Here is a 24,922-nt window from a genome sequence, read left to right on the forward strand (position 1 = left end):
TGACCTCTCATCCGACGAGGGCGGTGGGACGGGACGGTTCGGCGGGGTTCCCGGCGCGTCGGCCGGGCGTGCGGCGGCGGTTGTACTGGTCGAGCACCACGGCGACGAGGATCACCAGGCCGGTGATCGCGGGCTGCCAGTACGGCGAGACGTTCAGCTGGTTGAGCCCGTTGGCGATGACGCCGAGCAGCAGGGTCGCCGCGAACACGTCCTCGATCCGGCCGACCCCGCCGGTGAGCGCGACCCCGCCCACGACGCAGATCGCGATCGCGTTCAGCGGCCAGGCCTGCGCGGCCGAGGGCTGGCCGACCTGCGTCTGGCCGAGCAGCAGCAGGCCCGCCGCGCCGGCCAGCACGCCCCCGGTGGCGAACGCGAAGATCTGCACGCGCTGCACCGGAACCCCGGAGAGGTGGCTGGCCTCGGCGTTGCCGCCGACGCTGTAGACGTAGTGCCCGAACTTCGTGCGGGTCAGCACGAACCAGGTCGCGGCCAGGACGGCGACGAACACCAGGAAGAGCGTCGGCACGCCGAGCACGCGTCCGGTCGCCGCGGTGGTCAGCAGCGCCGGTGCCCCGACGTGGGACTGCGCGTCGGTGACCGTGAACAGGACGCCCGACACGATGTTGCTCATCGCGAACGTGGCGACGAACGCGTTGATCCGGACCTTCGCGATCAGGTAGCCGTTGGCGAATCCGAGCGCCAGACCGACGAGCAGCCCGGCGACGAGCGTGAGCGGGCCGCCGACGTGTGCGGCGACGATCGCGCCCACGACGGAGGCGGAGGCGCCGACGGCACCGACCGAGAGGTCGAAGCCGCCGGAGATCATCATCACGGCCATGCCGCAGGCGACGATCCCCAGCAGCGAGGTCTGCTCCAGGACGTTCTGCGCGTTGAGCACGGTCCGGAACGTGGGCGAGGCGATCGCGAGCAGCAGCGTGACGGTGGCGAGCACGAGCCAGAGGCCGAGGCGGCGCAGTCGGGTCATGGTCAGCGACCTCCGAGGGGGTGGACGGGCTCCGGCCGGCCGGTGGCCGCCGAGGTCGACGCGGCTTCGGCCACGGCGAGGGAGCGCAGGGCGGTCCGGTCGGGCGGGCGCCGTTCCCGGATCGCGTCGACGAAGTCCGCGAGCAGCAGCGCGTCGAGATCGAGGTAGGGCGCCGACGCGGTGCGCGTCGCGTCGTAGCCGGTGAGTTCGTCGGCGAACGGATCGAAGTGGACGCTCCCGCCGCTGCCGTGCAGGGTCAGCGACAGGCCGCCCCAGCGGGGGAAGCCGGACGGTTCGCTCCAGCTGCAGTCGATCGAGGCGACGAACCCGTCGGCGTGGGTGACGACGAGCAGCCCGCCGGTCTCGGCGTCGCCCCCGGCGCCGGCCACGATCCGGTTGGCCTGCGCGTACACCTCGACCGGCGGAGCGTCGACCAGCGCGGTCAGCAGGTCGGCCAGGTGCACGGTGTGGTCGAGGATCGCGCCGCCGCCGGACGCGGTGTCGGCGAACCAGCCCCCGGGCGCGATGCCGGTGTTCACGCCGACCGCCGAGTAGAGCCGTCCCGGCCGACCGGCCCGCAGCGCCGCGAGCGCCGGGTGGAAGCGGACCGGGTACGCGGTCGCCAGGTGGACGCCCGCGCGTTCGCAAGCGTCGATCATCGCGACGGCGTCGGCCACGTTCGTCGCCAGCGGTTTCTCGCAGAGCACGTGGACGCCGGCCGCGGCGGCGCGCTCGGTGAGCTCACGGTGCCGGTGGTTCTCGGCGCAGATCACGACGCCGTGCGGAGCCCAGGCCAGGAGCTCGTCGAGCTCGGCGACGCGCAGCTCGACATCCGGTCGTCGGCTGAGCGCGGCGGCGTAGGACGCGCTGTGCGGATGGGCGGTGGAGGCGATCCCGATCCGGATCGTCATGCCGCGACCTCCTTCGGATCGACCGGCCGGTTCTCGCGGACCGACCGCACCGCGGCGAGCGCGACGTCGAGCGCGGCCAGGCTGTCCTCGGGAGTCACCCGGGCGGGTGCCCCGGTGCGGAGCGCGGTGACGAAGTCGGCCAGCTCGGCGCGGAACGGCGAGCCGGTCGCGTCGAAGGCCGGTAACAGGGCGTCGGCCGGTGGTTCCGGCTCCCAGCGCAGCGGGGCGGTGTCCCGCGAATCGTGGTCGAGGCCGCCGGAGCTGCCGCGGATCGCGAACGACGTCCGGAACGCGGTGCCCGGCCGACCCCACTGGCCGGTGACCTGGGTGAGGGCGCCGCTCTCGTGGCGCAGCAGCGCGTGGCCGGTCCAGGGTGGTCCGCCGGTGAGCCGGGCGAAGACGTCGACGACCGGCCCGGCGATCCACCGGGCGAAGTCGAAGTCATGGATCATCTGGTCGACGAGCACGCCGCCGGAGCGGGCCGGGTCGGTGAGCCAGGGCGCCGAGGGCGTCATCGTGGTCCGGCTCAGGCGCGTGACCGCGACCCGGCCGACCGTGCCCTGCTCGGTCACCAGCCGGTGCGCGGCCGCGTACGCCGGGAAGTAGCGCACGACATGACCGGGGAAGAGGCGGACGCCGGCGTCGCGGCACGCGTCGATCAGCCCGGCCGCGGTCCGGTGGTCCAGCGCCAGCGGCTTCTCGCAGACGACGTGCAGCCGGCGGGCCGCGGCCGCCAGCACGATCGGTGCGTGGGTGGGGGTGGGCGTGCACACGTCCACCACCTCGACGCCGTCGAGGCACTCCTCGAGCGTGTCCACCGCGGTGCCGCCGTAGGCCCGGGCCAGCGCCGAGGCGCCGTGCGACGAGTGGATCCGGACGTGTGCGCCCAGTGAGGTCCAGGCGGCGACGTGCGGCCGGGCGATCGCTCCGGCCCCGATCACGGCGACTCTCATGCGGCCTCCTAGTTTGATAAAGAAATTGCTTTTTCAAATTGGCGAGCACTGTAAGCGCGGTTCGGAGGGGAGCGCAAGAGGGTGGTTGGTACCGTGCCGCTCGTGACCACCTGGCCGTTCGGCGACGACGCCGGAGCCACGGCACCCGCGGTGGTGGGCGTGGGGGACCTGCGTACGGCCAACGCGGCGGCCGTACTGGCGTCGATCCGGACGGCGGAGGACCCGCCCCGCGTCGCCGAACTGGCCAGGAGCACCCGGCTGTCCCGCCCGACCGTCGAGCTGATCGTCAACGACCTGCTGACGAGCGGTCTGGTCGAGGAGGAGCAGGCACCACCGGCGCGCGGTGTGCAGTCACCCGGCCGGCCCGCCCGCCGGTTGCGGTTCCGGCCGCGGGCGGGGTACGTCGTCGGGATCGACGTCCGGAGCCGGTCGCTGGCGGTGGGCCTCGCGGATCTCGACGGCGAGACCGTGCTGATCCGGCGCCGTACCGTCCGCCGGGACCTGACCGGCGCGGCTCGGGCGCGCGCGGTGGTGGAGGCCGTCCGCGCCGCACTGGCCGAGGCCGGCGTCGACGCGCACCGGGTGTGCGCGGCCACGGTCGGCACGCCGGGCTGGGTCCAGGACACCACCCGGCTGCGTTACGTCGACAACCTGCGCGACTGGGCCGACGTCGACATCGCGGCGATCCTCGGCGACGAACTGCGGTGCCCGGTCGCGGTCGACAACGACGCCAACCTGGCCGCGCTGGGCGAGCAGTGGCGCGGGGGCGCCGCCACCACCGGCGAGATGGTCTTCATCCTGCTCGGCGAACGTCTCGGCGCCGGGATCATCACCGGTGGCCGGCTTCTGCGCGGGCAGCACGGCGCGGCCGGCGAGATCGGGTTCATGATCTTCCCCGACGGCAGCCCGCTGGCGGCCCGCGCGATCGGCGAGCCCGGCGTCGGGCGTCCCGGCATCGAGCCGAGCAGCATCTACAGCGACGCCGCGATCGTCCGGGGCGCCGCCGACGGCGACCCGGACGCCATCCGCGCGCTGGAACTGGTGGGGGAGCGGCTGGCCGACGCGCTGGCGCCGGTCCTGCTCGCGCTCGACCCCGCAGTGGTCGTCCTGGGCACCAGCCTGTTCGCGCTCCCGGACCTGGCCACCGCGTGCGAGTACGTGCTGCGCGCGGCGGAGCGACGTGCGCCGGCGCTGCTCGTCGACCCGCCCGGCTGGCGGCTGTCGACGCTCGGCGACGACGCGATCCTGATCGGCGCGGTCCGGTTCGGGCTCGCGGCCGTCGAGCGGGTGCTGCGCACTCGTCCGACGGAGCTCGGGCTCAGCCCGGTTCGCTGAGCTCCGGCACCGGTTCGGGCTCGGGTCGGGGCTCGGCCTCCGGCGGACGCCGGTCGTCGGCGCGCGCGGCCCGCGTCAGGGCGTCGCGCATCGGTCGGGTGCACATCAGACGTTCGCCCGTCGCGCCCGGTACGGCGCGGTGACGACGATCGACGTGCCGCGGTGGAGCTGTCGCCAGTCCATCGGTACCTCCGGGAAGACGCGGGTTGATGCCGGTCACGCTAGGTGCGCGCGACCGGCCCGTGCTTCTCGATTCCTGACCGGTTAGAGGCCGAGGCGGGCGAGCTTCTCGTCGTACTGGATCTCGATGTCGGCGAGGTCGGCATCGGCGGCCCAGATCGCTTCGAGCGACGCCTTGGTCGCGTCGTCGAGCGCGTCGTAGCGGTCCCGCCAGGTTTCCGCTCCGTCGGTCCAGTACCCGACGGCTTTGTACGCCCCGGCCGGCAGTCCCAGCTCGCGGCGTAAGTACTTGCGGACGTTACGCATCTCGCGGGTCTCGCCGGCCACCCAGACGTAGCCGGTGCCGTCCGGGCGTGGCATCGAGCGCACGCACTGCTCGAGCCGGCTCGCACCGTGCCCGTTGCCGCCGTGCAGCCAGGTGATCTCGGTACCCGGCCGGACGTCGAGCGGGATGTGGTGTTCCGGGCCCGGGACCTCGAGGACCGCGCGCGTCCGCACCCCGGAGGGGGTGTTCTCGAGCAGCCGCGCCGCGGCCGGAAGGGCGGCGAAGTCCGCGACGAGCAGCTGCCAGGCCAGGCCGGCAGGCGGGTCGTACATGCCGTCGGGGGTGTTGATGCCGACGAGGTCGCCGGGGGCGGCCTTCCGGGCCCACTCGGCGGCGACACCACCGTCGTGGACGACGAAATCGATCGAGACCTCGGTGGTGACCGGGTCGAAGGCACGCACGGTGTACGTGCGCATCGTGTCCAGATCGATCGACCCGTAGTCGAGGTGACCGTCGGTGACCGTGGGGAGGATCGGTTCGCGCTCCCCGCCGAGCGGGAAGATCAGCCGGACGTACTCGTCGCCGACGCCCGTGGTGGCGTAGCCGGCGAGCCCGCGGCCGCCGATGACGACGCGACGCAGGGCCGGGGTGAGGTCTTCGGTGCGGACGACTTCGCCGGTCCACACACGCATGGGCAGCGTGGTTCCGCTCATGTGCTTAGGTTAGGCTAACCAGCCTCTTCGGGGCTACGGTCGCCGCTTTTGTCGGCCGGCGCCGGGGCGTCGTCCGCACGCAGCGGGACCTCACGGAACGTGAGCAGTGCCAGCACGATCGCGCCCAGCACGAGCGCGATGTCGGCCACGTTCCCGACGAAGAACCCGTTGTAATCGATGAAGTCGACGACGTGTCCCCGCGCGAACCCGGGCTCCCGGAAGAGCCGGTCACCCAGGTGCGAGGCCGCGCCCCCGAGCACCGCGCCGAGCGCCAACGCCCAGCCCAGCGACGTCACCCGCCGCGCGTAGTACAGGATGCCGACGACCGCGGCCGCCGCCGCGATCGCGAACACCCACGTCATCGATTCGCCGATGGAGAACGCGGCCCCGGGGTTGTAGACCAGCCGGAAGTCGATGAGCGGCGGGATCACCTCGATCTCACGCCCGTCCGAGAGCGTCCGTTCCGCCCAGTACTTGGTCGCCTGATCGACCACTAGTACAACTGCCGCCCAGACCAGGAACCACCGATAGCGCGATCTCACGGTCCCGACGATACGGTCGCCGCCCTCCACCGTCCGGAGGCCCCTGGGCTACTTCTGCGACATGCCGGCGTCCACCGGGAGGGACACCCCGGTCAGGAAGCGGCCGGCGTCGGAGGAGAGGTACATCAGCGCCTCGGTGACGTCGTCGACGTCCACCCACGGGATCGGCAGCATGTTCATCGGGGTGGCGGCCTCGGCGAACTCCTCGCGCGAGACGTCCGGCCCGCCGAACAGCGCCCTGGTCTCGGTGTTCTGGATCATCACGGTGTCGACGTTCGTCGGGTGGACGGTGTTGACCCGGATGCGGTGCGGCGCGAGTTCGTTCGCCAGCGACCGCGCGAGGCCGACCAGGCCGTGCTTGGCCGCCGAGTAGTGGGGGAGGTTCGCCATGCCCTTGAGCCCGGCGGTCGAGCTCGTGAACACGATCGAGCCGCCGTCGCCCTGCCGGATCAGGTGCGGGATCGCGGCCTGCGCGGTGAAGAACTGCCCGGTCAGGTTGACGTCGATCATCGTCCGCCACATCTCCTCGGACATCTCCGCGGCCGGGGCGAACGTGGCGATGCCGGCGTTCGAGCTGACCACGTCGACGCGTCCGAGCTGCGCGACGCCCTCGTCGACCGCGGTGAGCAGACCGGCACGGTCACGGATGTCGACGACCGAGGCGACGATCCGCCGGTCCAGCGCCTCGACCAGCCGGACGGTCTCGTCCAGGTCGGCCCTGGTCGCGCCGGGGTAGCCGACCGTCTCGACGTCGTGGGCGACGTCGACCGCGATGACGTCCGCGCCCTCCTGGGCGAACCGGATCGCGTGGTTGCGCCCCTGGCCGCGTGCGGCGCCGGTGACGAACAGGACCTTGCCTTCGAAACGTCCAGCCATGTGGCTTCATCTCCTCAGCTCACGGCAATTATGTCACTGAGTGCAGGAATCGCCACGTCACGAACGGGGGGGCTGCGCCGTCCTAGCGGTATGAGATCGATGCGCGTCGGGCTGGTCGTCCTCGCCGTCCTCGACGGGACCGTGGGCGCCTGGCAGTACTTCTTCCCCCGGTCGTTCTACGACGACTTCCCGACCGTCTCGAACGATCCGCCGTACAACGAGCACCTGATGGCCGATGTCGGCGGGCTCAACCTCGCGATCGTCACCGTGCTGGTGATCGCCGCGGTCGTCCTCGAGTACCGCCTGGTGATGGCCGCGCTGGCCGGCTTCGGCGTGTACTGCGGCACGCACTTCGTCTATCACGTGACGAACTTCGAGGGGTTCGGAGTCCGGGACGCGGTGGCAGTGGGCACCGGGCTCGGGATCGAGTTCGTGCTGACGATCGCGCTGCTGTTCCTGGGCTACCACCTGCGGACCCGCTCGCTGAGGCGGGCACGCTCCGATCCGTTCTGAAGCGTGCTCGCCTCCGCCGAGCGGTCAGGCGGTCGGGCGGGCGGCATCGCCGTAGAACTCACCCGGGTCGCGGGAGAGCGAGGCCTTGACCCCGGCGCTCCACTCGTCGACGACGACCTCGAGCGCCCCGGCCTCGACGCCGTCGAGCACGGTCCGCACCACGTCGGCCGGCGGTGTCTTCGGCATGTCGAGACCCGCGGCCATGTCGGTGTCGGCCAGCCCCAGGTGCACGCCGGAGACGAGGATGCCGCGGGGTGCCAGCTCCAGCCGGATCGAGTTGGTCAGGTTCCAGGCGGCGGCCTTCCCGGCGGAGTACGCCCCCGAGCCGGGGTAGGCGAACCACGACAACGCCGAGAGCATGTTGACGATCGCGCCACCCCCGTTGCGCTCCAGCACCGGGGCGAACGCGCGCACGGTGTGCAGCGGCCCGTAGAAGTTGGTCTCGAGCTCCCGGCGGATGTCGGCCAGGTCACCCTGGAGCAGCTCGGTGCCGGTCGAGATGCCGGCGTTGTTCACCAGCAGCGTGACGTCGCCCGCCACCGCCGCGGCGGCCTCGATCGATGCCGGGTCGGTGACGTCGATGCGCAGCGTCTCCACGCCGGGGATGTCGATGCTCTCGGGCGTGCGCGCGGTCGCGTAGACCTTCGTCGCCCCGCGCTCGAGCAGCTGGGTGGCGAAGTGTCGGCCGAGGCCCCGGTTCGCGCCTGTGACCAGGGCAACTGCGCCAGCGATCTTCATGATTCCTCCGTCGGTTCGGTTCTGCCGCTACGCTAAAACCTGACGTTGACGTCAGAGGCAAGTGTTGTGGGAGAGGTCTCAGCCGTGCGTATCGGAGAGCTCGCGTCGAAAGCCGGGGTCAGCGTGCGTGCGCTGCGCTACTACGAGGAGCAGCACCTGCTGGCGTCCGAGCGCACGCCCAGCGGCCAGCGCGTCTACGCGGCCTCGGCGGTGGACCGCGTCCGCTTCATCCAGCAGCTCTACGCCGCGGGGCTCCCCAGCAAGGCGGTGCTCGAGATCCTGCCGTGCGTCCACACCGGCGTCGTCACGCCGGAGCTGATGGCCCGGCTCACCACCGAGCGCGACCGCATCGACCACCAGATCGCCGAGCTCACCGCCACCCGCGACCGCCTCGACGGCGTCATCCGCACCACGATCGCCTACCGGGACACCCAGCAGCCCTGCTCGGCCTAGAACAGCGCCATCTGGTCCGGCGAAGGCTCCCGCCGGGCCCGCACGGTCCGCGGGTACTTCGGCGGCTCCGACTGCGCGCCCTTCTCCGGGGGCTCGGGGGGCGGAGTCCGCCCGGTCAACGCCCACAGCGACGGCCCGAGGATGATTCCGCGCCCGGCCAGCGCCTGACGCATCACGCCGTACGAGAGCGGCAACCGGGCCGAGTCCAACGGCGGCAACTCCAGATCGGCACGCATGCGCATCAGCCGCCGGTTGACCGCCACCCGCTCCCGCGCCTCGTCGGTCGCGAGACTGCGCGCCGCCACCTCACCCACTACGGCACGCACGTCGTCGAACCCGGCCGCCCACGCGGCCTCCACGCTCCCGAACGTCCCCAGCAGCCGCGCGGCCAGGATCGTGCCGAACCCCCGCACGCCCGGCAGGTTGTCGGACGGATCGCCGCGCAATGCCGCCAGGTCGCCGTAGAGCGCCGGCGTCACCCCGTAGAGCTCCTCCAGCGACGCGGGCGTCATGAGCACCGCCTCGTCCAGGCCGCCGTTACGCAGCCGCAGCACCGAGGTCTGCTCGTCGATGAGCGCGAACGCGTCCCGGTCGCTCGTCACGAGTACCGAGCGCCACCCACCACCGCGTGCCGACGCCGCCGCGCTCGCCAGCACGTCGTCGGCCTCGAAGCCGCTCGGCACGACCGTGCAGAAACCCGCCTCCCGGAGCAGGTCGGGCGCCGCCGTGATCTGTTCCGACAGATCCGCGGCCTTCTCCGGCCGATGCGCCTTGTACTGCGGGTAGTCGACCTGCCGGGTCGAGCGCTCGGAACAGTCGAACCCGACCACCACCGCGTCCGGCCGCAGCTTCGCCGACGCCCGCGCGACGTAGCCCACCAGACCCTTCAGCGCCCAGACCGGCCGGTCGTCCGAGTCGAGCAGTTTCCCCGTCGCGGCCGCGTGGTAAGCGCGGTGCAACAGACTGTTGCCGTCGAGCACGAGCAGCAGCGGTGGGGAAGACACGCACCCAGCCTAGGAGGTCCGGGATGACCTTGCGGGCGGTGCGGAGAGCGATCACCGCCGGCTTCCTCGCGACCGTGCTGCTCTTCGGCGGTCTGGTCGGCGACGAACGGCTCGAGACCCGGCGCCCTCTCGGCTTGGACCCCACCCAGCTGACGCCCCGCGACGACCGGCTGGCCCGCGAACTGCTGGCCGCGGTGAACGAGCGCAGCTTCGTCGACCTGGTCGACGTCCGCTTCCTCGGCCTCCCGCTCCCACCGGTGTTCGGCCTGGTGCCGAATGTGGACACGACGGTGATCGAGCTCGACGCTTCGGGCCGGCCCGTCGCCGCCGCGACCGTGTTGCTCAGCGCCCGCTTCCGCGACGGACTGATCATCCCGCTCGACGAGAACCTCACCACTGACGCCGTCCGCTGGCGCCGCTGGGACGACACCGCGTGGAGCGGCAACGCCGGCCAGGGCAGCGTCGACCTCCACCCGGGACACACGGGCGCACCGGTCGACTTCATGTCGCCCTACCCGGCCTCCGTCTTCAAACTCATGGTGACGTTCGGCGTGCTGCGCCTGGTCGACCAGGGCCGGGTGGAGCTCGACGAGCCGTACACGTACGCGCCGGACGGCGAACCCAGCCCGATCTGCGAAGGAGCACGCACGGCGCCGGTGCGCACCTTCCTCGACGAGATGCTCACGATCTCGTCCAACCCGTCGGCCTGCGCGATGGTGCGCCTGCTCCACCAGCACCGGGCGATCCCGCGCTTCGACGACCTCGGCCTACCGACGCTGCGCCTCGGGGGCACCGACCCGCGTACCGGCGGGAACTGGACCAACGAGATCACGATGACCTCTCCGGACACCGCGAAGCTGCTGCTCCTCCTCGTCGGAGGACCGGGCACGCTGTGGCGGACGCCGGAGGGGAAGCCGGTCACCCGTGACGTCCTCCGCCCCGCCTCGCGGGCCTTCTTCCTCCGGACGCTCGGCGAGCAGGGCCTGAACCAGGTGCTGTCCACGACGAACTGGTGCGACCGTCCGTACCCGGCCGCGGGCATCCCTCAGCTGACCCCGGTCCGCTGGACCGATCCGACCGACGGCACGGTCCGGTTACCCGAGCACCGCTACGGAGAGGACGTCCGCCCGTGCAACGAGGCCGCCGAGGTCACGTTCGCCCACAAGACCGGTCTGGCCGAAACCGCCGGCGGTGACGCCGGAATCGTGCGCTCGCTGCCGGGTAAGCCGTGGCGCCACTACATCGTGGTGGTGCAGACGAATCTCGGGAGCCGATTCGTCGATCCGGCTCGGCCGAAGGACCCACCCGGGGTCGATCCGGTCGAGTACTCGGAGAAGTTCGGCGAACTGGGCCGGGCGATCGACGTCGCGGTCACCGCTCACCACTACGCGGGCACCGTGACCCCGCGTTCGTGACTGTCTGTTCTTCTCCGTCTACGCCGCGCGTAGCACGGCATGCGGCAGGATCTGCGCCCTGACCCGAGCTGACCAGCGAAAAGATAGGTGACGGACCGGAGTTGTTCACTGTGTGTCCACCGCCACGGTTAATCGGTTTGCGCAACCGCCGATGTGTCGCGTAGATTTCACAAGGCCCGCAGGGGAGACGGACACGCACCGGACGCGCAAGCGAACGGGTGGACGGCCCGCGGGGAAGCAGCTCGAGCCACACCGGCCGGAAGGTCGGGGCGAAATGCTGCGCCGGGCGAAGCGGCCGATTTGGCGCCGCGAGAACGACCGGATACGCTGGAAAACGCAAGACGCCGAGCGATTTAGTTCGGCGGTAAGGCCCCGATAAGGAAACAGAGCGAATTTGGTTCTGGAAATCGGATCGGGTACAGTAAGAAACGCAGGACAAGCCCTGAGTGAGGCTCGAGAGAGCGGATCCGGTGCGCGTGTGTTGTTTGAGAACTCAACAGTGTGTTTAAAAGTTAGTGCCAAGTGTTTGACCTCGGCTCACTATTTTTGGTGGGTTCTAGGTTCCTTTGGTTGGACTGACTAGCCCCTGCCAACGTTGGGGTGATGTTGGTTCTGCTAGGTAAATGGATTCTCTAAGGGTATTGGCACCGTTGCCTTCGCCGGCTGGTGCTGATGAAAAACCTTGATGGAGAGTTTGATCCTGGCTCAGGACGAACGCTGGCGGCGTGCTTAACACATGCAAGTCGAGCGGAAAGGCCCTTCGGGGTACTCGAGCGGCGAACGGGTGAGTAACACGTGGGCAATCTGCCCCTCGCTCTGGGATAACTCCGGGAAACCGGGGCTAATACCGGATACGACCACTTTAGGCATCTTCGGTGGTGGAAAGTTTTTCGGCGAGGGATGAGCCCGCGGCCTATCAGCTTGTTGGTGGGGTAATGGCCTACCAAGGCAGTGACGGGTAGCCGGCCTGAGAGGGCGACCGGCCACACTGGGACTGAGACACGGCCCAGACTCCTACGGGAGGCAGCAGTGGGGAATATTGCGCAATGGGCGAAAGCCTGACGCAGCGACGCCGCGTGAGGGATGACGGCCTTCGGGTTGTAAACCTCTTTCAGCAGGGACGAAGCGCAAGTGACGGTACCTGCAGAAGAAGCACCGGCCAACTACGTGCCAGCAGCCGCGGTAATACGTAGGGTGCAAGCGTTGTCCGGAATTATTGGGCGTAAAGAGCTCGTAGGCGGCTTGTCACGTCGACTGTGAAAACCCGGGGCTCAACTCCGGGCCTGCAGTCGATACGGGCTGGCTTGAGTGCGGTAGGGGAGACTGGAATTCCTGGTGTAGCGGTGAAATGCGCAGATATCAGGAGGAACACCGGTGGCGAAGGCGGGTCTCTGGGCCGTAACTGACGCTGAGGAGCGAAAGCGTGGGGAGCGAACAGGATTAGATACCCTGGTAGTCCACGCCGTAAACGTTGGGCGCTAGGTGTGGGACCCTATCCACGGGTTCCGTGCCGCAGCTAACGCATTAAGCGCCCCGCCTGGGGAGTACGGCCGCAAGGCTAAAACTCAAAGGAATTGACGGGGGCCCGCACAAGCGGCGGAGCATGCGGCTTAATTCGATGCAACGCGAAGAACCTTACCAAGGCTTGACATACACCGAAAACTCGTAGAGATACGGGGTCCTTCGGGGCGGTGTACAGGTGGTGCATGGTTGTCGTCAGCTCGTGTCGTGAGATGTTGGGTTAAGTCCCGCAACGAGCGCAACCCTCGTTCCATGTTGCCAGCACTTCGGGTGGGGACTCATGGGAGACTGCCGGGGTCAACTCGGAGGAAGGTGGGGATGACGTCAAATCATCATGCCCCTTATGTCTTGGGCTGCACGCATGCTACAATGGCCGGTACAGAGGGCTGCGAAACCGTAAGGTCGAGCGAATCCCAAAAAGCCGGTCTCAGTTCGGATCGGGGTCTGCAACTCGACCCCGTGAAGTCGGAGTCGCTAGTAATCGCAGATCAGCAACGCTGCGGTGAATACGTTCCCGGGCCTTGTACACACCGCCCGTCACGTCACGAAAGTCGGTAACACCCGAAGCCCGTGGCCCAACTCTTCGGAGAGGGAGCGGTCGAAGGTGGGACTGGCGATTGGGACGAAGTCGTAACAAGGTAGCCGTACCGGAAGGTGCGGCTGGATCACCTCCTTTCTAAGGAGCACTCGGCACCGGTCCTCTTTTGAGGCGGTGTCCAGATGCCGTTTATCGAGCGCGACCTTGTTCATGTAGGGATGAGGCAAGTTTCGATGCGGTTGCTCGGGTGGATCACTAACTAGTTCGAGTGCATGGATGTAGAGGGTCGTTTAGTACAGCATCTTTGGGTGCAGGAACGGGGCCGGCTAGATCGATGGCTTGTAGAACACACTGTTGGGTCCTGAAATAACACACGCAGGGTGCTCTTTGCTGAGCGGCGTTGTGGGATTTCAGCCGGACCATTCCACACCACATCGACGGACACTGGGTTTTGGGTGTTTGGGCTGGTGGTGAGCGCGGGGTGGGTGCTGGTCGTTGTTTGAGAACTGCACAGTGGATGCGAGCATCTTATCTTTGTGGTCAAGTTGTTAAGGGCGCACGGTGGATGCCTTGGCACCAGGAGCCGATGAAGGACGTGGGAGACCGCGATAGTCCTCGAGGAGCTGTCAACCGAGCTGTGATTCGAGGGTGTCCGAATGGGGAAACCCGGCAGCAGTTATGTGCTGTCACCCGCACCTGAACACATAGGGTGTGTGGAGGGAACGTGGGGAAGTGAAACATCTCAGTACCCACAGGAAGAGAAAACAAGAGTGATTCCGTGAGTAGTGGCGAGCGAAAGCGGATGAGGCTAAACCAGTGACGTGTGATACCCGGCAGGGGTTGCGTCGTTGGGGTCGTGGGACGGCTATTCGTCAGTCTGCCGGCTGATGGGGAAGTAAGAAAATCATGTGGTTAGTCGAAGGTTCTGGGAAGGACCGGCGTAGAGGGTGAGACTCCCGTAGACGAAAACCTGTGATCTTCCTTTAGTTGTTCCCAAGTAGCACGGGGCCCGTGAAATCTCGTGTGAATCTGGCGGGACCACCCGCTAAGCCTAAATACTCCCTGGTGACCGATAGTGCACTAGTACCGTGAGGGAAAGGTGAAAAGTACCCCGGGAGGGGAGTGAAATAGTACCTGAAACCGTGTGCCTACAAGCCGTCGGAGCAGATCTTCGGAGATGTGACGGCGTGCCTTTTGAAGAATGAGCCTGCGAGTTAGTGGTACGTGGCGAGGTTAACCCGTGTGGGGTAGCCGTAGCGAAAGCGAGTCCGAATAGGGCGTGTGAGTCGCGTGCTCTAGACCCGAAGCGGAGTGATCTATCCATGGGCAGGGTGAAGCGCCGGTAAGACGGCGTGGAGGCCCGAACCCACCAGGGTTGAAAACCTGGGGGATGACCTGTGGATAGGGGTGAAAGGCCAATCAAACTCCGTGATAGCTGGTTCTCCCCGAAATGCATTTAGGTGCAGCGTTGCGTGTTTCTTGCCGGAGGTAGAGCACTGGATGGCCTAGGGGGCCCACAAGCTTACTGAAGTCAGCCAAACTCCGAATGCCGGTAAGTGAGAGCGTGGCAGTGAGACTGCGGGGGATAAGCTTCGTAGTCGAGAGGGAAACAGCCCAGATCTCCAGCTAAGGCCCCTAAGCGTGTGCTAAGTGGGAAAGGATGTGGAGTCGCAGAGACAACCAGGAGGTTGGCTTAGAAGCAGCCACCCTTTAAAGAGTGCGTAATAGCTCACTGGTCAAGTGATTCCGCGCCGACAATGTAGCGGGGCTCAAGTACACCGCCGAAGCTGAGGCATTGACACGTATAGTCTGGTTTGAATTCCTGCGGGACTCTTATTGGATGTGTTGATGGGTAGGGGAGCGTCGTACGACGGAGGAAGCTGCCGAGTGATCGAGTGGTGGACGTCGTGCGAGTGAGAATGCAGGCATGAGTAGCGAATGACGGGTGAGAAACCCGTCCGCCGAATGACCAAGGGTTCCTGGGCCAGGCTAATCCGCCCAGGGTGAGTCGGGACCTAAGGCGAGGCCGACAGGCGTAGTCGATGGACAACGGGTTGATATTCCCGTACCCGCGAAGGATCGCCCATGATGAACCTACTTTGTGCTAACCACCCAAGCCGGCCGATTCCTTCGGGAAGGAGCTGGGGAGGCTGGGATCCCGGGTGGTAGTAGTCAAGCGATGGGGTGACGCAGGAAGGTAGCTCATCCCGGTGAATGGTGGTGCCGGGCTAAGGGTGTAGGACGAGGCATTGGTAAATCCGTGCTTCATATAGTCTGAGACCTGATGGGGAGCCGTTGTGGCGAAGTGAGTGATCCTATGCTGCCGAGAAAAGCCTCTAGCGAGATCCGAGCGGCCCGTACCCTAAACCGACACAGGTGGTCAGGTAGAGAATACCAAGGCGATCGAGCGAACTGTGGTTAAGGAACTCGGCAAAATACCCCCGTAACTTCGGGAGAAGGGGGGCCGGAGACGTGATCCCACTTGCTGGGGGAGCGTTGTATGGCCGCAGAGACCAGGGGAAAGCGACTGTTTACTAAAAACACAGGTCCGTGCGAAGTCGTAAGACGATGTATACGGACTGACGCCTGCCCGGTGCTGGAACGTTAAGGGGACCGGTTAGTCCGTAAGGGCGAAGCTGAGAACTTAAGCGCCAGTAAACGGCGGTGGTAACTATAACCATCCTAAGGTAGCGAAATTCCTTGTCGGGTAAGTTCCGACCTGCACGAATGGCGTAACGACTTTCCTACTGTCTCAACCACAGGCTCGGCGAAATTGCACTACGAGTAAAGATGCTCGTTACGCGCGGCAGGACGGAAAGACCCCGGGACCTTTACTATAGCTTGGTATTGGTGTTCGATTCGGCTTGTGTAGGATAGGTGGGAGACTGTGAAGCGGGCACGCCAGTGTTCGTGGAGTCATCGTTGAAATACCACTCTGGTCGTATTGGATGTCTAACCCGGGCCCCTGATCGGGGTCGGGGACAGTGCCTGGTGGGTAGTTTAACTGGGGCGGTTGCCTCCTAAAATGTAACGGAGGCGCCCAAAGGTTCCCTCAGCCTGGTTGGCAATCAGGTGTTGAGTGCAAGTGCACAAGGGAGCTTGACTGTGAGACTGACAGGTCGAGCAGGAGCGAAAGCTGGGACTAGTGATCCGGCACTGGCTGGTGGAAGCGGTGTCGCTCAACGGATAAAAGGTACCCCGGGGATAACAGGCTGATCTTCCCCAAGAGTCCATATCGACGGGATGGTTTGGCACCTCGATGTCGGCTCGTCGCATCCTGGGGCTGGAGTAGGTCCCAAGGGTTGGGCTGTTCGCCCATTAAAGCGGTACGCGAGCTGGGTTTAGAACGTCGTGAGACAGTTCGGTCCCTATCCGCCGTGCGCGTTGGAGATTTGAGAAGGGCTGTCCCTAGTACGAGAGGACCGGGACGGACGAACCTCTGGTGTGCCAGTTGTTCCGCCAGGAGCATGGCTGGTTGGCTACGTTCGGAAGGGATAACCGCTGAAAGCATCTAAGCGGGAAGCCTGCTTCGAGATGAGGTCTCCCACCACCTTGAGTGGTTAAGGCCCCCGAGTAGACGATCGGGTTGATAGGCCGGATGTGGAAGCCTGGTAACAGGTGGAGCTGACCGGTACTAATAGGCCGAGGGCTTGCCCACAAAGTATGACGTTGAAAGTAAGTAGTCGCATCCACTGTGTGGTTCCCAGACCACGAACAGCATTGGTTTCTGTTCAGTAGGTCTGATCAGGTTCCGGTGGTTATAGCGAGGAGGAAACGCCCGGTCCCATTCCGAACCCGGAAGCTAAGCTCCTCAGCGCCGATGGTACTGCACTGGTGATGGTGTGGGAGAGTAGGACGCCGCCGGACTTTTCTTCGAGAAATGCCGCTGCCCATAGAAGGGCAGCGGCATTTTTTGTGTTCCGACCCATCTCCCGATCGGATAGGTCTGAGCTCAAACTGTCGTTGGACGAGATGCCAACCCCGGCGCACGCTCGAACCATGCGAACAAGGCACCACCTTGGGTTCTGGCTCATCGCCGGCGCGTTCCTCACCGCCATGGCGTTCTCCACCGTGCCGACCCCGCTCTACGTCCTCTACCAGCGCCGAGACGGCTTCTCGTCGTTCGTCGTCACGGTGGTGTTCGCGACCTACGCGGTCGGCGTCGTGATCAGCCTGCTCCTCGCCGGGCACATCTCGGACCGGGTCGGGCGCAAGCGCGTTCTCCTGCCGGCCCTGGGCCTCGAACTTCTCGCGGCGCTGATCTTCCTGTCCTCGGCCGGGCTCCCCGAGCTGCTGCTCGCGCGCTTCGTGTCCGGGCTCGGCGTCGGCATGATCGCGGCGACGGCGACCGCCTACTTGAGCGAGCTCCACGCGCTGAGCCGCCCCGGTGACGGGACCGGCCGGTTCGAGATGGTCTCGACCGCGGCGAACATCGGTGGGCTCGGCGTCGGACCGCTGGTGGCCGGTGCGCTCGCGCAGTACCTGCCGGCGCCCCTGCACACGCCGTACCTGTTGTTCGCGGTGTTGCTGGTGCTGGCGATCATCGGGGTCGGGTTCACGAAGGAGACCGTCGACCTGTCGTCGGAGCGGCCGGCCTGGCGTCCGCAGCGGATCGGGATCACCGGCACCGACCGGCGGGCGTACCTCGCGGCGGCGGTCACCGCGTTCACCGCGTTCGCGGTCTTCGGGCTGTTCAACTCGCTCGCGCCGGGGTTCGTCGCCGGAACGCTGCACCACCCGAGCCGGCTGCTCGCCGGCGTCGTCGTCTTCGTGGTGTTCGGGGCCGCGGCCACGGCCCAGACGCTCACCAGCGGTCTGCGTCCGGCGGCGCGGTTCGGGCTCGGTGTGAGCGTCGAGGCGCTCGGGCTGCTGGTGCTGGTCGCCGGTATGGCCACCGGGAACCTCGCGGGATTCCTGGTCGGCGGGGCGCTGGCCGGTGCCGGCAGTGGCGTCGTGTTCAAGTCGGCGATCGGAGCGGTCATCTCGTCGGCGGCCCCGGCCGCCCGCGGTGAGGCGCTGGCCGGCTTGTTCCTGATCGGCTACCTGGGGCTGATCGTCCCGTCGCTGGCCCTCGGCGTCACCACCCGGTTCGTCGACGCCACCACGGCGATGTACTGGTTCACCGGTGCGCTGCTCTTCCTGCTGGCCACCGGCGCCTGGCTGCACGGCGCCGAGTCGCCCCGCCGCCTGGTGACCACGTCAGGGAGTGTGCTGGGGAAGTAGGGCCAGGAAGGCCCGCGCGGCCGCACTGGGTCGGCGGAGCGTGGACGTGGCGGCGGAGAGAGGCCAGCGCATGTCCGCGTCCGTCACCGGCAGGGACCGCAGGTCGCTCCGCCCGGGGATCAGGAAGCGGGGGAGCAGCGCCACCCCCATGCCGTGGCGGACGAAGTCGGCGCCGGTAGCGATGTTCACGATCTCGATCGACACCGAACGCTGCAGCCCGGCGGCGGCGAACGCGCGGTCGGTCACCGCGCGGTTGCCGTAGCCGTCCGGGAAGTCGACGAACGGCTCGTCGGCGAAGTCGGTGAGCCGCACCGACTCCCGGGCCGCGAGCGGGTGCGCGGCCGGCACGACGAGGTCCAGCGGCGCGTCGGCGAGATCGCGCAGTGCGATGCCGGGCGGCGCGCCCCCGGGCATCGACACGAACGTGACGTCGAGCTTTCCCTCGGTGAGCGAGTCGACGAGCCCCGCCGACCCGGACGGTGCCGCGCTGAGCCGCAGGTGCACGGCCGGGTGGCGGCGGTGGTAGTCGGCCATCAGCGCGGGCAGATCGATGAGGTCGATCGCGGTGAGCGTGCCGATCCGCAGCGTGCCCCGGATGCCCCCGCGGACCTCCTGCACGGCCTCGCGGGCGTCGCGAGCGGCGTCCAGGGCCGCGCGGGCCTTGGGCAGGAACGCCGCACCGGCGTCGGTGAGCTCGATCTGCCGGCCGGACCGGTCGAACAGCGCGGCCCCCAGGTCCTTCTCGAGCGCCTTGATCGCCGACGACACCCCGGACTGCACGATCCGCAGACGCGTGGAGGCCTTCGTGAAGCTCTGCTCCTCCGCGACCGCGACGAAGAACTCCAGGTGACGCAACTCCATGCGCCGACTATCTCAGCCGCGCGGACCGGCGTCGGCAACGAAGACGGCCGCCGTACGGGCGGGCACCGTGAACGCGCCCGAGCCGACCACGAACGACGCGGTGCGGACCACCGGGTCCGGCCCGGACGCCTGCACCGGGTGCAGCGCGAAGTCCGCCCCGGCTGCGGCCGGCACGAACTGCGTGGTCGCGAACGGCGTCGCGTTGAACACCACCACGAGCGCCGTCCCGGTGGAGCCCGGACGGTCGTCGATCATCATCACGATCACCCCCGGCGCCGACGCCGGGAACGACACCGAGCCGGGGTCGCGCAGCCGGAACAGCGGCGTCGACGCACGCAACCGCAACAGCGTCTCGGCGGACGCAGTCGCGGCCTCGACGTCCTCGGCGGTGGGACGCAGCGCCGCGTCGGCGAGCAGCGGGCGCGCGTACTTCCACCACGCGGCGTTCTTCGCGGCCGGCGGCAGACCGCGGCCGAAACCATGTGTCACCCCGGTCGGGTCGTAGACGTTGAACCAGTCGCCGGAGTTGTAGCTGTCGGCGTCGAACGACTTGCTGCGCAGCGACTCGACCCCCGCGTGCCAGAACGTCAGCCCCGGCCCGACCGCGGTCAGCGCCAGCGCCAGCGTGTTCATCCGGATCCGGTCGGCCATGCTCGTCGTCGGCGGCAGCTTGTAGGTGAGCGCGTCGTACAGGGTGAGGTTATCGTGCGCGTCGACGTAGGTGACCGCGTCGGCGTTCGTCAGCCCGCTCCGGATCCGGTCCTGCAGCGCGGACAGTTGGTCCCGGGACGACGGCGACACCCCGTTCGGATCGGTGAACAGACCGCTGGCGAAGCCCTGGACGCGCGGGTCGTCGTCGAACGGGGAACCGCCCCGGACGGCGTCACGCAGCGAGTCGTCGAACGTGCTGACCCCGGTGCCCACCATGTTGGCCTGCGAGGCGTTGACGAACAGCGCGTTGCCGGCGACCTCGCCGAAATCCCAGCCCTCGCCGTACAGGAGCCCGTCGTAGCGCTCCCGGAGCTCCACCAGCAGCGCCCGCGGGTGGTGGCCCATGAGGTCGAACCGGAACCCGTCGACGCCGTAGGCGCGCGCCCAGGTGAGCACCGAGTCGATCAGGAGCTTGCCCGCCATCGTGTGCTCGGTGGCCGTGTTCGGGCAGCACGTGGACGTGTACACGACGCCGGTGTCGTCGAGACGGTGGTAGTAGCCGGGCACGATCCGGTCGAGGTTGTTGGTGCCACCCTGTCCGGCGGTGGCCGTGTGGTTGTAGACGACGTCCAGAACCACACGCAGCCCGACGCGGTGCAGCGCGTCGACCATCGCGCGCACCTCCGCGGTGCGGGCGTCGGGATCGACGGCGTACGAGCCCTCCGGAACCGTCCAGTGCAGCGGGTCGTAGCCCCAGTTGAAGCCGTCCTCGTCGGCCACCGCGGTGACGCGTTCCTGCTGCTCGGCGCCGTCGGGAGCGAAACCGTGCAGATCGCCGGGTCCGGCCGAGCGCACGTCGTCCACCGAGGAGAAGTCCGCCACCGGCAGCAGGTGCACGGTGGTGAGCCCGGCGCGCGCCAGCCGGGCCAGGTGGGTCATGCCGACCGAGTCGGGGTGGGTGAACGCGAGGTAGGTACCGCGGTGCTCGGGCGGCACCGACGTGTCGCCGATCGAGAAGTCGCGGACGTGTAGTTCGTAGATCGCCCGGTCGGGGCCGGGCGGCGACGGGGTGCCGGTCCACTCACCGAGGTCGACCAGCCGGCTGTGGGTCGAGTTGACCGCTAGACCGATCGAATACGGATCGGTCACCCGGTTGTGCTCCACCCGCCCGGTCTCCGGCACGAACACCTCGACGTCGAACCGGTAGTCACGGTCCTTCCACGTGGGCTCCCCGGTCACGGTCCAGACGCCGTCGCCGTCCCGGCGCATCGGGTGGACCCCGTCGCCGATCCGGACGGCGACGCTCTTCGCGGTCGGGGCCCACAGCGAGAGCGACGGGACGCCGTCGCGCCAGACCGGGCCGAGCGTGCGTGTCGCGGCCCCCGCGTACAGGTCGTCGAGCACACCGGCGATCTGCACGCCGGTCGCGTCGACGAGTTCGTCGTCGGCGTCGTAGGCGGCGACGACCAGCTGGCCGGTCAGCAGCTCACGCACCGGCAGGTCGGGCACCCGCAGGCCGGGGAGCAGGTCGACGCCGGTGCCGCCGGTGACGCGGCCGCCGGTCACCGCAAGGCCGCCGCGCGGAGCGGTGTGCAGGCGTACGCGGTCAGCCGGTCTCCAGACGATCCGGTCGGTGGAGATCCAGCGGGCCGCGGCGCGGGCCAGATCGACGTCCATCACCCTCGGTGCTACCCGTTCAGCGGCGGAAGAAGTATTCCCGGGAGCCGGTCGTGCCGAGCAGGATCAGCACCGCGATCGCGGCGACCGACGGACGGTGGTCGAACACGGCTGCCAGCACTGCGCCGACGAGCGCGTACGCCGCGGCCATGACGTACGCGACCCGGTTGCCGCGGAGCAGCCCGGCGGCGATCAGCGCGGCGCCGACCACACCGAGGCCGAGCGTCGCGGCGGTGGCCGAATCGCGCTCGGTGACGTGCAGGAGCGCCGACAGTGCGAACACCATCGCCTGCAGGCCGACGAGGGCCGCGGCCCAGAGCACGTAGGTGGGTTTGTGGTCGCGCCGCTTGTACATCAGCGCGGCCGCGAGGGCGGACTGGTCGTTCATGGCTTCTCCAAGGACCGGAACGGGGTGCTTTCCAGCCTGCGTTCCGTCCCGGCGCCGGTCCGTCCCTCCGCCGACCTCGGGGGTGTCACCGCCCGAACAGTTCCCCGGCCAGGCGTTCGAGTACCCGGAGGACGTCGGAAAGCGACTCGGCGAACGGCTGCACGAGCACCTCGTCGGCGCCCGCTTCCCGGTGCGCGTGCAGCCGCGCGGCGATCGCGGCCTCGTCGCCCCAGGCGAGCAGGTCGTCGACCAGCCGGTCGCTGTATCCGGCCACGAGGTCGTCGTCGCCGTACCCGAGCCGCCGGTAGCTGCGGACGTACGGATTGTCCGCGGCCGGCATCCGCCCGAACACCGCGCGGAGGCGGGCGCGGGCGGCGTCCGGGTCGGTCTCCAGCACCGCGGCCTGGTGCGGTACCACGAGCGCTCCGGGCCCGACCGCGTCCCGGGCGACCCGGGTGTGCGCCACCGGTTGCAGGAACGGGTGGACCCCGTCCGCGCGCTCGGCGGCCAGCCCGAGAGCTTTCGGCCCGAGCGCCGCGAGCACCCGGGGGTACCGGACGTCCGGCAGCAGCGGAACGGCGTCGAACTCGTCGAGGTAGGCCCGGAGCGCGCTCGGACCGGCCGCGCCGCCGAGGCCGAGCACGTACCGGCCGGGGAAGGCCTCGGCCAGTGTGGCGGCGGCACCGCGCATCGTCGCCGGACCACGGGCCGCGACGTTCGCGATGCCGCTGCCGACGACCAGCCGGTCGGTCGCGGCGAGGGCGATCGCATGGTGGCTGAAGATCTCCCTGGCCGGCGCGACCGTGGCCGCGGCCGGGGCGGGTTCGCCGGTCCAGAGCGAGTGGTAACCGAGCTCCTCGATTCGCGCGAACGCCGTCCGCTGCTCGGCGATCGTCGAAGTGAGGAACGGAGCGGGGGCCAGCCAGACGCCGATCACGGTCGCCTCCTAAACGGGGAATGTCTCCGGTTAAGATACGGAGACAGTCCCCGGTTAGCAAACGGGTTGCGCCGCGAGGTAGGAACGGGGCATGACAACACTTGGCGTCGTTTTCCGTCCTCAAGTACCCCCGGAGCGGCTGCGCGCGGTGGCCCGTGCGGCGGACGACGCCGGCCTCGAAGAGCTCTGGCTCTGGGAGGACTGCTTCTGGCAGAGCGGTATCGCCGGAGCCGCGGCGGCGCTGTCGGCGACCGAGCGGCTGCGTGTCGGCATCGGCCTGATGCCCGTCCCGTTCCGTAACCCGGTCCTGGCCACGCTGGAGGTGGCCACCCTCGAGCGGATGTTCCCCGGCCGCTTCCTGCCGGGCTTCGGTCACGGCGTCCAGGACTGGATGGGCCAGGTCGGCGCACGGGCGGCCTCGCCGTTGACCCTGCTCCGCGAGAACGTCGACGCGATGCGCGCGCTGCTGCGGGGTGAGGAGCTCAGCGTTTCCGGCCGGTACGTGAAGCTGGACAAGGTCAAGCTCGACTACCCGCCGGAGCAGGCGCCGCCGATCCTGGTCGGTGCGGTCGGGCCGAAGACCCTGCGGCTGGCCGGCGAGCACGCCGACGGCACGATCCTCGACAGCCAGAAGACGGTCTCCGACGTGCGGGAGGCGGTCGCGATGATCGGCGAGGGGCGGGCCGCGGCCGGTCGCACCGACCCCCACTCGATCGTGTACATGGGCGTGGCGGTGACCGGTCCGGATGCCGAGGCCCGGCTGCAGGCCGAGCTCGACTACTGGAAGTACGACCCGGCGTCGGGGCTCGGGGTGGCCGGCGGCGCCGAGGCGTTCGCGGCCGAGGCGGCCAAGTTCGCCGGGGCCGGCGCGGACACGATGATCTTCCAGCCGCCCGCCGACGAGCCCGACCTGGAAGGGTACGTCCGCTTCGTGGCGCAGGAAGTTCGTCCGCTGGTTGGATGATTCTTCGAACGTCTGTGCGATGATCGCTGGGTGTCCTCGGAGGCGAGCATCCTGCATGCCGATCTCGACGCGTTCTACGCGTCGGTCGAGCAGCGGGATGATCCGCGCCTGCGTGGGCGCCCGGTGATCGTCGGCGGCGGGGTCGTTCTCGCCGCCAGTTACGAGGCGAAGGCCTGCGGCGTCCGTACCGCGATGGGCGGGCGGATGGCGCGGGCGCTGTGCCCGCAGGCGATCGTCGTCCCGCCGCGGATGAGCGCCTACAGCGAGGCCAGCCGAGCGGTGTTCGAGGTGTTCCGCGACACCACCCCGCTGGTCGAGGGCCTCTCGATCGACGAGGCGTTCCTCGACGTCGGGGGCTTGCGCAAAGTGAGCGGTTCGCCGGCCGACATCGCGGCCCGGCTGCGTGTCGCGGTACGCGAGCGGGTCGGGCTCGCGATCACGGTCGGGGTCGCGCGCACCAAGTTCCTCGCGAAGGTCGCGAGCGGCGTCGCGAAGCCCGACGGGTTGCTCGTCGTGGAGTCCGGCACCGAGCTGGCGTTCCTGCACGAGTTGCCGGTGGAGCGGCTCTGGGGCGTCGGGACGGTGACGTCGGCGAAGCTGCGGGCGCGGCGCATCGTCACGGTCGGGCAGGTGGCGCGGCTCGGCGAGGCGTACCTCGTGTCGGTGCTCGGGCAGCATGCCGGGCGGCACCTGCACGCGCTGGCGCACAACCGTGATCCGCGGCCGGTGGTCGTGGGGCGTCGGCGGCGTTCGATGGGCGCGCAGCGGGCGCTCGGGCGGGGGCCGCACGGCACGCCGGATCTGGAGGCCGCGCTGGCGGGGCTGGTCGACCGGGTGGGTCGCCGGATGCGGAAAGCGTCGCGGTCCGGGCGCACGGTGACGTTGCGGCTGCGCTTCGACGACTACACCCGCGCTACCCGGTCGCACACGCTCACCCGGCCGACGTCGGCGACGGCGGTGTTGCTCGGCGCCGCGCGTGATCTGCTCGCGGCCGCGCTGCCGCTGATCACCGAGCGGGGTATCACGCTGATCGGGGTCGCGGTCGGCAACCTCGACTCGCAGGGGGAGCAGCTGCTGCTGCCGCTGGAGGGCCCCGACGACGGTGGGCTGGACTCCGCGCTCGACGCGGTGCGGGAGCGGTTCGGCTCGTCCGCGGTCACGCGGGCCACGCTGCTGGGGCGCGGCGAGGGCGTTGCGGTTCCGCTGCTGCCGGACTGAGCTGCGTCTTCGGCGTCCGGTCCGGCGGGTCGGGGACGAATCGCGGGCTCGGCGGGGAATC

The 24,922-nt window shown here is 68.7% G+C and carries 19 protein-coding genes and 3 rRNA genes; 10 read left to right on the plus strand and 12 right to left on the minus strand.

The window, feature by feature from the left end; all coding sequences use genetic code 11:
- Positions 1-7: 7 nt before the first annotated feature.
- The 3 genes from CRYAR_RS08520 to CRYAR_RS08530 are packed head-to-tail and all read right to left on the minus strand — an operon-like array spanning position 8 to position 2,849.
- The gene (locus CRYAR_RS08520; RefSeq protein WP_051569935.1) at positions 8-985 is read right to left on the minus strand and encodes an ABC transporter permease; all 978 of its coding nucleotides are present in this window, start codon (positions 983-985) and stop codon (positions 8-10) included.
- 2 nt (positions 986-987) lie between these two features.
- The gene (locus tag CRYAR_RS08525; protein ID WP_035849644.1) at positions 988-1,896 is read right to left on the minus strand and encodes a Gfo/Idh/MocA family protein; all 909 of its coding nucleotides are present in this window, start codon (positions 1,894-1,896) and stop codon (positions 988-990) included.
- Complete coding sequence (locus tag CRYAR_RS08530; protein ID WP_035849646.1) at positions 1,893-2,849, minus strand: Gfo/Idh/MocA family protein; 957 nt, start codon at positions 2,847-2,849, stop codon at positions 1,893-1,895. The genes CRYAR_RS08525 and CRYAR_RS08530 overlap by 4 nt, the downstream gene beginning before the upstream one ends.
- Before the next feature lie 102 nt (positions 2,850-2,951).
- On the opposite strand from CRYAR_RS08530, the gene CRYAR_RS08535 reads away from it, so the two are divergent.
- Complete coding sequence (locus tag CRYAR_RS08535) at positions 2,952-4,184, plus strand: ROK family transcriptional regulator (RefSeq protein WP_169745012.1); 1,233 nt, start codon at positions 2,952-2,954, stop codon at positions 4,182-4,184.
- A 264-nt stretch (positions 4,185-4,448) separates the two neighbouring features.
- Here the strand turns inward: CRYAR_RS08535 and CRYAR_RS08540 are convergent, their stop codons facing one another.
- The 3 genes from CRYAR_RS08540 to CRYAR_RS08550 are packed head-to-tail and all read right to left on the minus strand — an operon-like array spanning position 4,449 to position 6,760.
- A complete protein-coding gene (locus tag CRYAR_RS08540; protein ID WP_211247340.1) occupies positions 4,449-5,342 on the minus strand; it encodes a siderophore-interacting protein in 894 nt (297 codons plus the stop codon).
- A gap of 14 nt (positions 5,343-5,356) precedes the next feature.
- The gene (gene lspA / locus CRYAR_RS08545) at positions 5,357-5,884 is read right to left on the minus strand and encodes a signal peptidase II (protein WP_063725885.1); all 528 of its coding nucleotides are present in this window, start codon (positions 5,882-5,884) and stop codon (positions 5,357-5,359) included.
- A 48-nt stretch (positions 5,885-5,932) separates the two neighbouring features.
- Complete coding sequence (locus CRYAR_RS08550) at positions 5,933-6,760, minus strand: mycofactocin-coupled SDR family oxidoreductase (protein ID WP_035849649.1); 828 nt, start codon at positions 6,758-6,760, stop codon at positions 5,933-5,935.
- Between the two features lie 90 nt (positions 6,761-6,850).
- On the opposite strand from CRYAR_RS08550, the gene CRYAR_RS08555 reads away from it, so the two are divergent.
- Positions 6,851-7,273, plus strand: coding sequence for a hypothetical protein (locus CRYAR_RS08555; protein ID WP_063725681.1), 423 nt, complete (start codon positions 6,851-6,853; stop codon positions 7,271-7,273).
- Positions 7,274-7,297: 24 nt separating this feature from the next.
- Here the strand turns inward: CRYAR_RS08555 and CRYAR_RS08560 are convergent, their stop codons facing one another.
- Positions 7,298-8,011 carry an SDR family oxidoreductase gene (locus CRYAR_RS08560; protein ID WP_035849651.1) on the minus strand — a complete coding sequence of 238 codons (714 nt, stop codon included), beginning with the start codon at positions 8,009-8,011 and terminating at the stop codon, positions 7,298-7,300.
- A gap of 84 nt (positions 8,012-8,095) precedes the next feature.
- Here CRYAR_RS08560 and CRYAR_RS08565 point away from each other — a divergent pair, with 84 nt between their 5' ends.
- Complete coding sequence (locus CRYAR_RS08565) at positions 8,096-8,464, plus strand: MerR family transcriptional regulator (RefSeq protein WP_035849654.1); 369 nt, start codon at positions 8,096-8,098, stop codon at positions 8,462-8,464.
- Here CRYAR_RS08565 and CRYAR_RS08570 read toward each other — a convergent pair.
- Positions 8,461-9,468 carry a 5'-3' exonuclease gene (locus CRYAR_RS08570; protein ID WP_035849657.1) on the minus strand — a complete coding sequence of 336 codons (1,008 nt, stop codon included), beginning with the start codon at positions 9,466-9,468 and terminating at the stop codon, positions 8,461-8,463. The two genes, CRYAR_RS08565 and CRYAR_RS08570, sit on opposite strands and share 4 nt — an antisense overlap.
- Before the next feature lie 23 nt (positions 9,469-9,491).
- Between CRYAR_RS08570 and CRYAR_RS08575 the strand changes: the two genes are divergently transcribed.
- From CRYAR_RS08575 to CRYAR_RS08595, 5 genes are all read left to right on the plus strand, one after another.
- A complete protein-coding gene (locus tag CRYAR_RS08575) occupies positions 9,492-10,883 on the plus strand; it encodes a serine hydrolase (RefSeq protein ID WP_051569938.1) in 1,392 nt (463 codons plus the stop codon).
- Positions 10,884-11,565: 682 nt separating this feature from the next.
- Positions 11,566-13,080 (plus strand): 16S ribosomal RNA (locus CRYAR_RS08580).
- Between the two features lie 400 nt (positions 13,081-13,480).
- Positions 13,481-16,600, plus strand: a 23S ribosomal RNA gene (locus CRYAR_RS08585).
- A gap of 92 nt (positions 16,601-16,692) precedes the next feature.
- Positions 16,693-16,809, plus strand: a 5S ribosomal RNA gene (rrf, locus tag CRYAR_RS08590).
- The 16S, 23S and 5S rRNA genes sit together here, the layout of an rRNA operon.
- A gap of 132 nt (positions 16,810-16,941) precedes the next feature.
- A complete protein-coding gene (locus CRYAR_RS08595) occupies positions 16,942-18,165 on the plus strand; it encodes an MFS transporter (protein WP_211247341.1) in 1,224 nt (407 codons plus the stop codon).
- Here the strand turns inward: CRYAR_RS08595 and CRYAR_RS08600 are convergent.
- The 4 genes from CRYAR_RS08600 to CRYAR_RS08615 form a co-directional block, all read right to left on the minus strand.
- Positions 18,142-19,026, minus strand: a complete 885-nt coding sequence (locus CRYAR_RS08600; RefSeq protein WP_035849660.1) for a LysR family transcriptional regulator — start codon at positions 19,024-19,026, stop codon at positions 18,142-18,144. The two genes, CRYAR_RS08595 and CRYAR_RS08600, sit on opposite strands and share 24 nt — an antisense overlap.
- A 12-nt stretch (positions 19,027-19,038) precedes the next feature.
- Complete coding sequence (locus tag CRYAR_RS08605; protein WP_051569940.1) at positions 19,039-21,354, minus strand: alpha-1,6-glucosidase domain-containing protein; 2,316 nt, start codon at positions 21,352-21,354, stop codon at positions 19,039-19,041.
- A gap of 19 nt (positions 21,355-21,373) precedes the next feature.
- Complete coding sequence (locus CRYAR_RS08610; RefSeq protein WP_035849663.1) at positions 21,374-21,742, minus strand: hypothetical protein; 369 nt, start codon at positions 21,740-21,742, stop codon at positions 21,374-21,376.
- Between the two features lie 85 nt (positions 21,743-21,827).
- Positions 21,828-22,679 (minus strand): TIGR03620 family F420-dependent LLM class oxidoreductase, encoded by an 852-nt coding sequence (locus tag CRYAR_RS08615; protein ID WP_035849666.1) that lies wholly within the window; start codon positions 22,677-22,679, stop codon positions 21,828-21,830.
- Between the two features lie 91 nt (positions 22,680-22,770).
- Between CRYAR_RS08615 and CRYAR_RS08620 the strand changes: the two genes are divergently transcribed.
- A complete protein-coding gene (locus CRYAR_RS08620; protein WP_035849669.1) occupies positions 22,771-23,643 on the plus strand; it encodes an LLM class flavin-dependent oxidoreductase in 873 nt (290 codons plus the stop codon).
- 30 nt (positions 23,644-23,673) lie between these two features.
- A complete protein-coding gene (gene dinB / locus CRYAR_RS08625; RefSeq protein WP_035849673.1) occupies positions 23,674-24,861 on the plus strand; it encodes a DNA polymerase IV in 1,188 nt (395 codons plus the stop codon).
- Positions 24,862-24,922: the final 61 nt, after the last annotated feature.

Source organism: Cryptosporangium arvum DSM 44712 (assembly GCF_000585375.1).
In the GTDB taxonomy this organism is placed as follows: Bacteria; Actinomycetota; Actinomycetes; order Mycobacteriales; family Cryptosporangiaceae; genus Cryptosporangium; species Cryptosporangium arvum.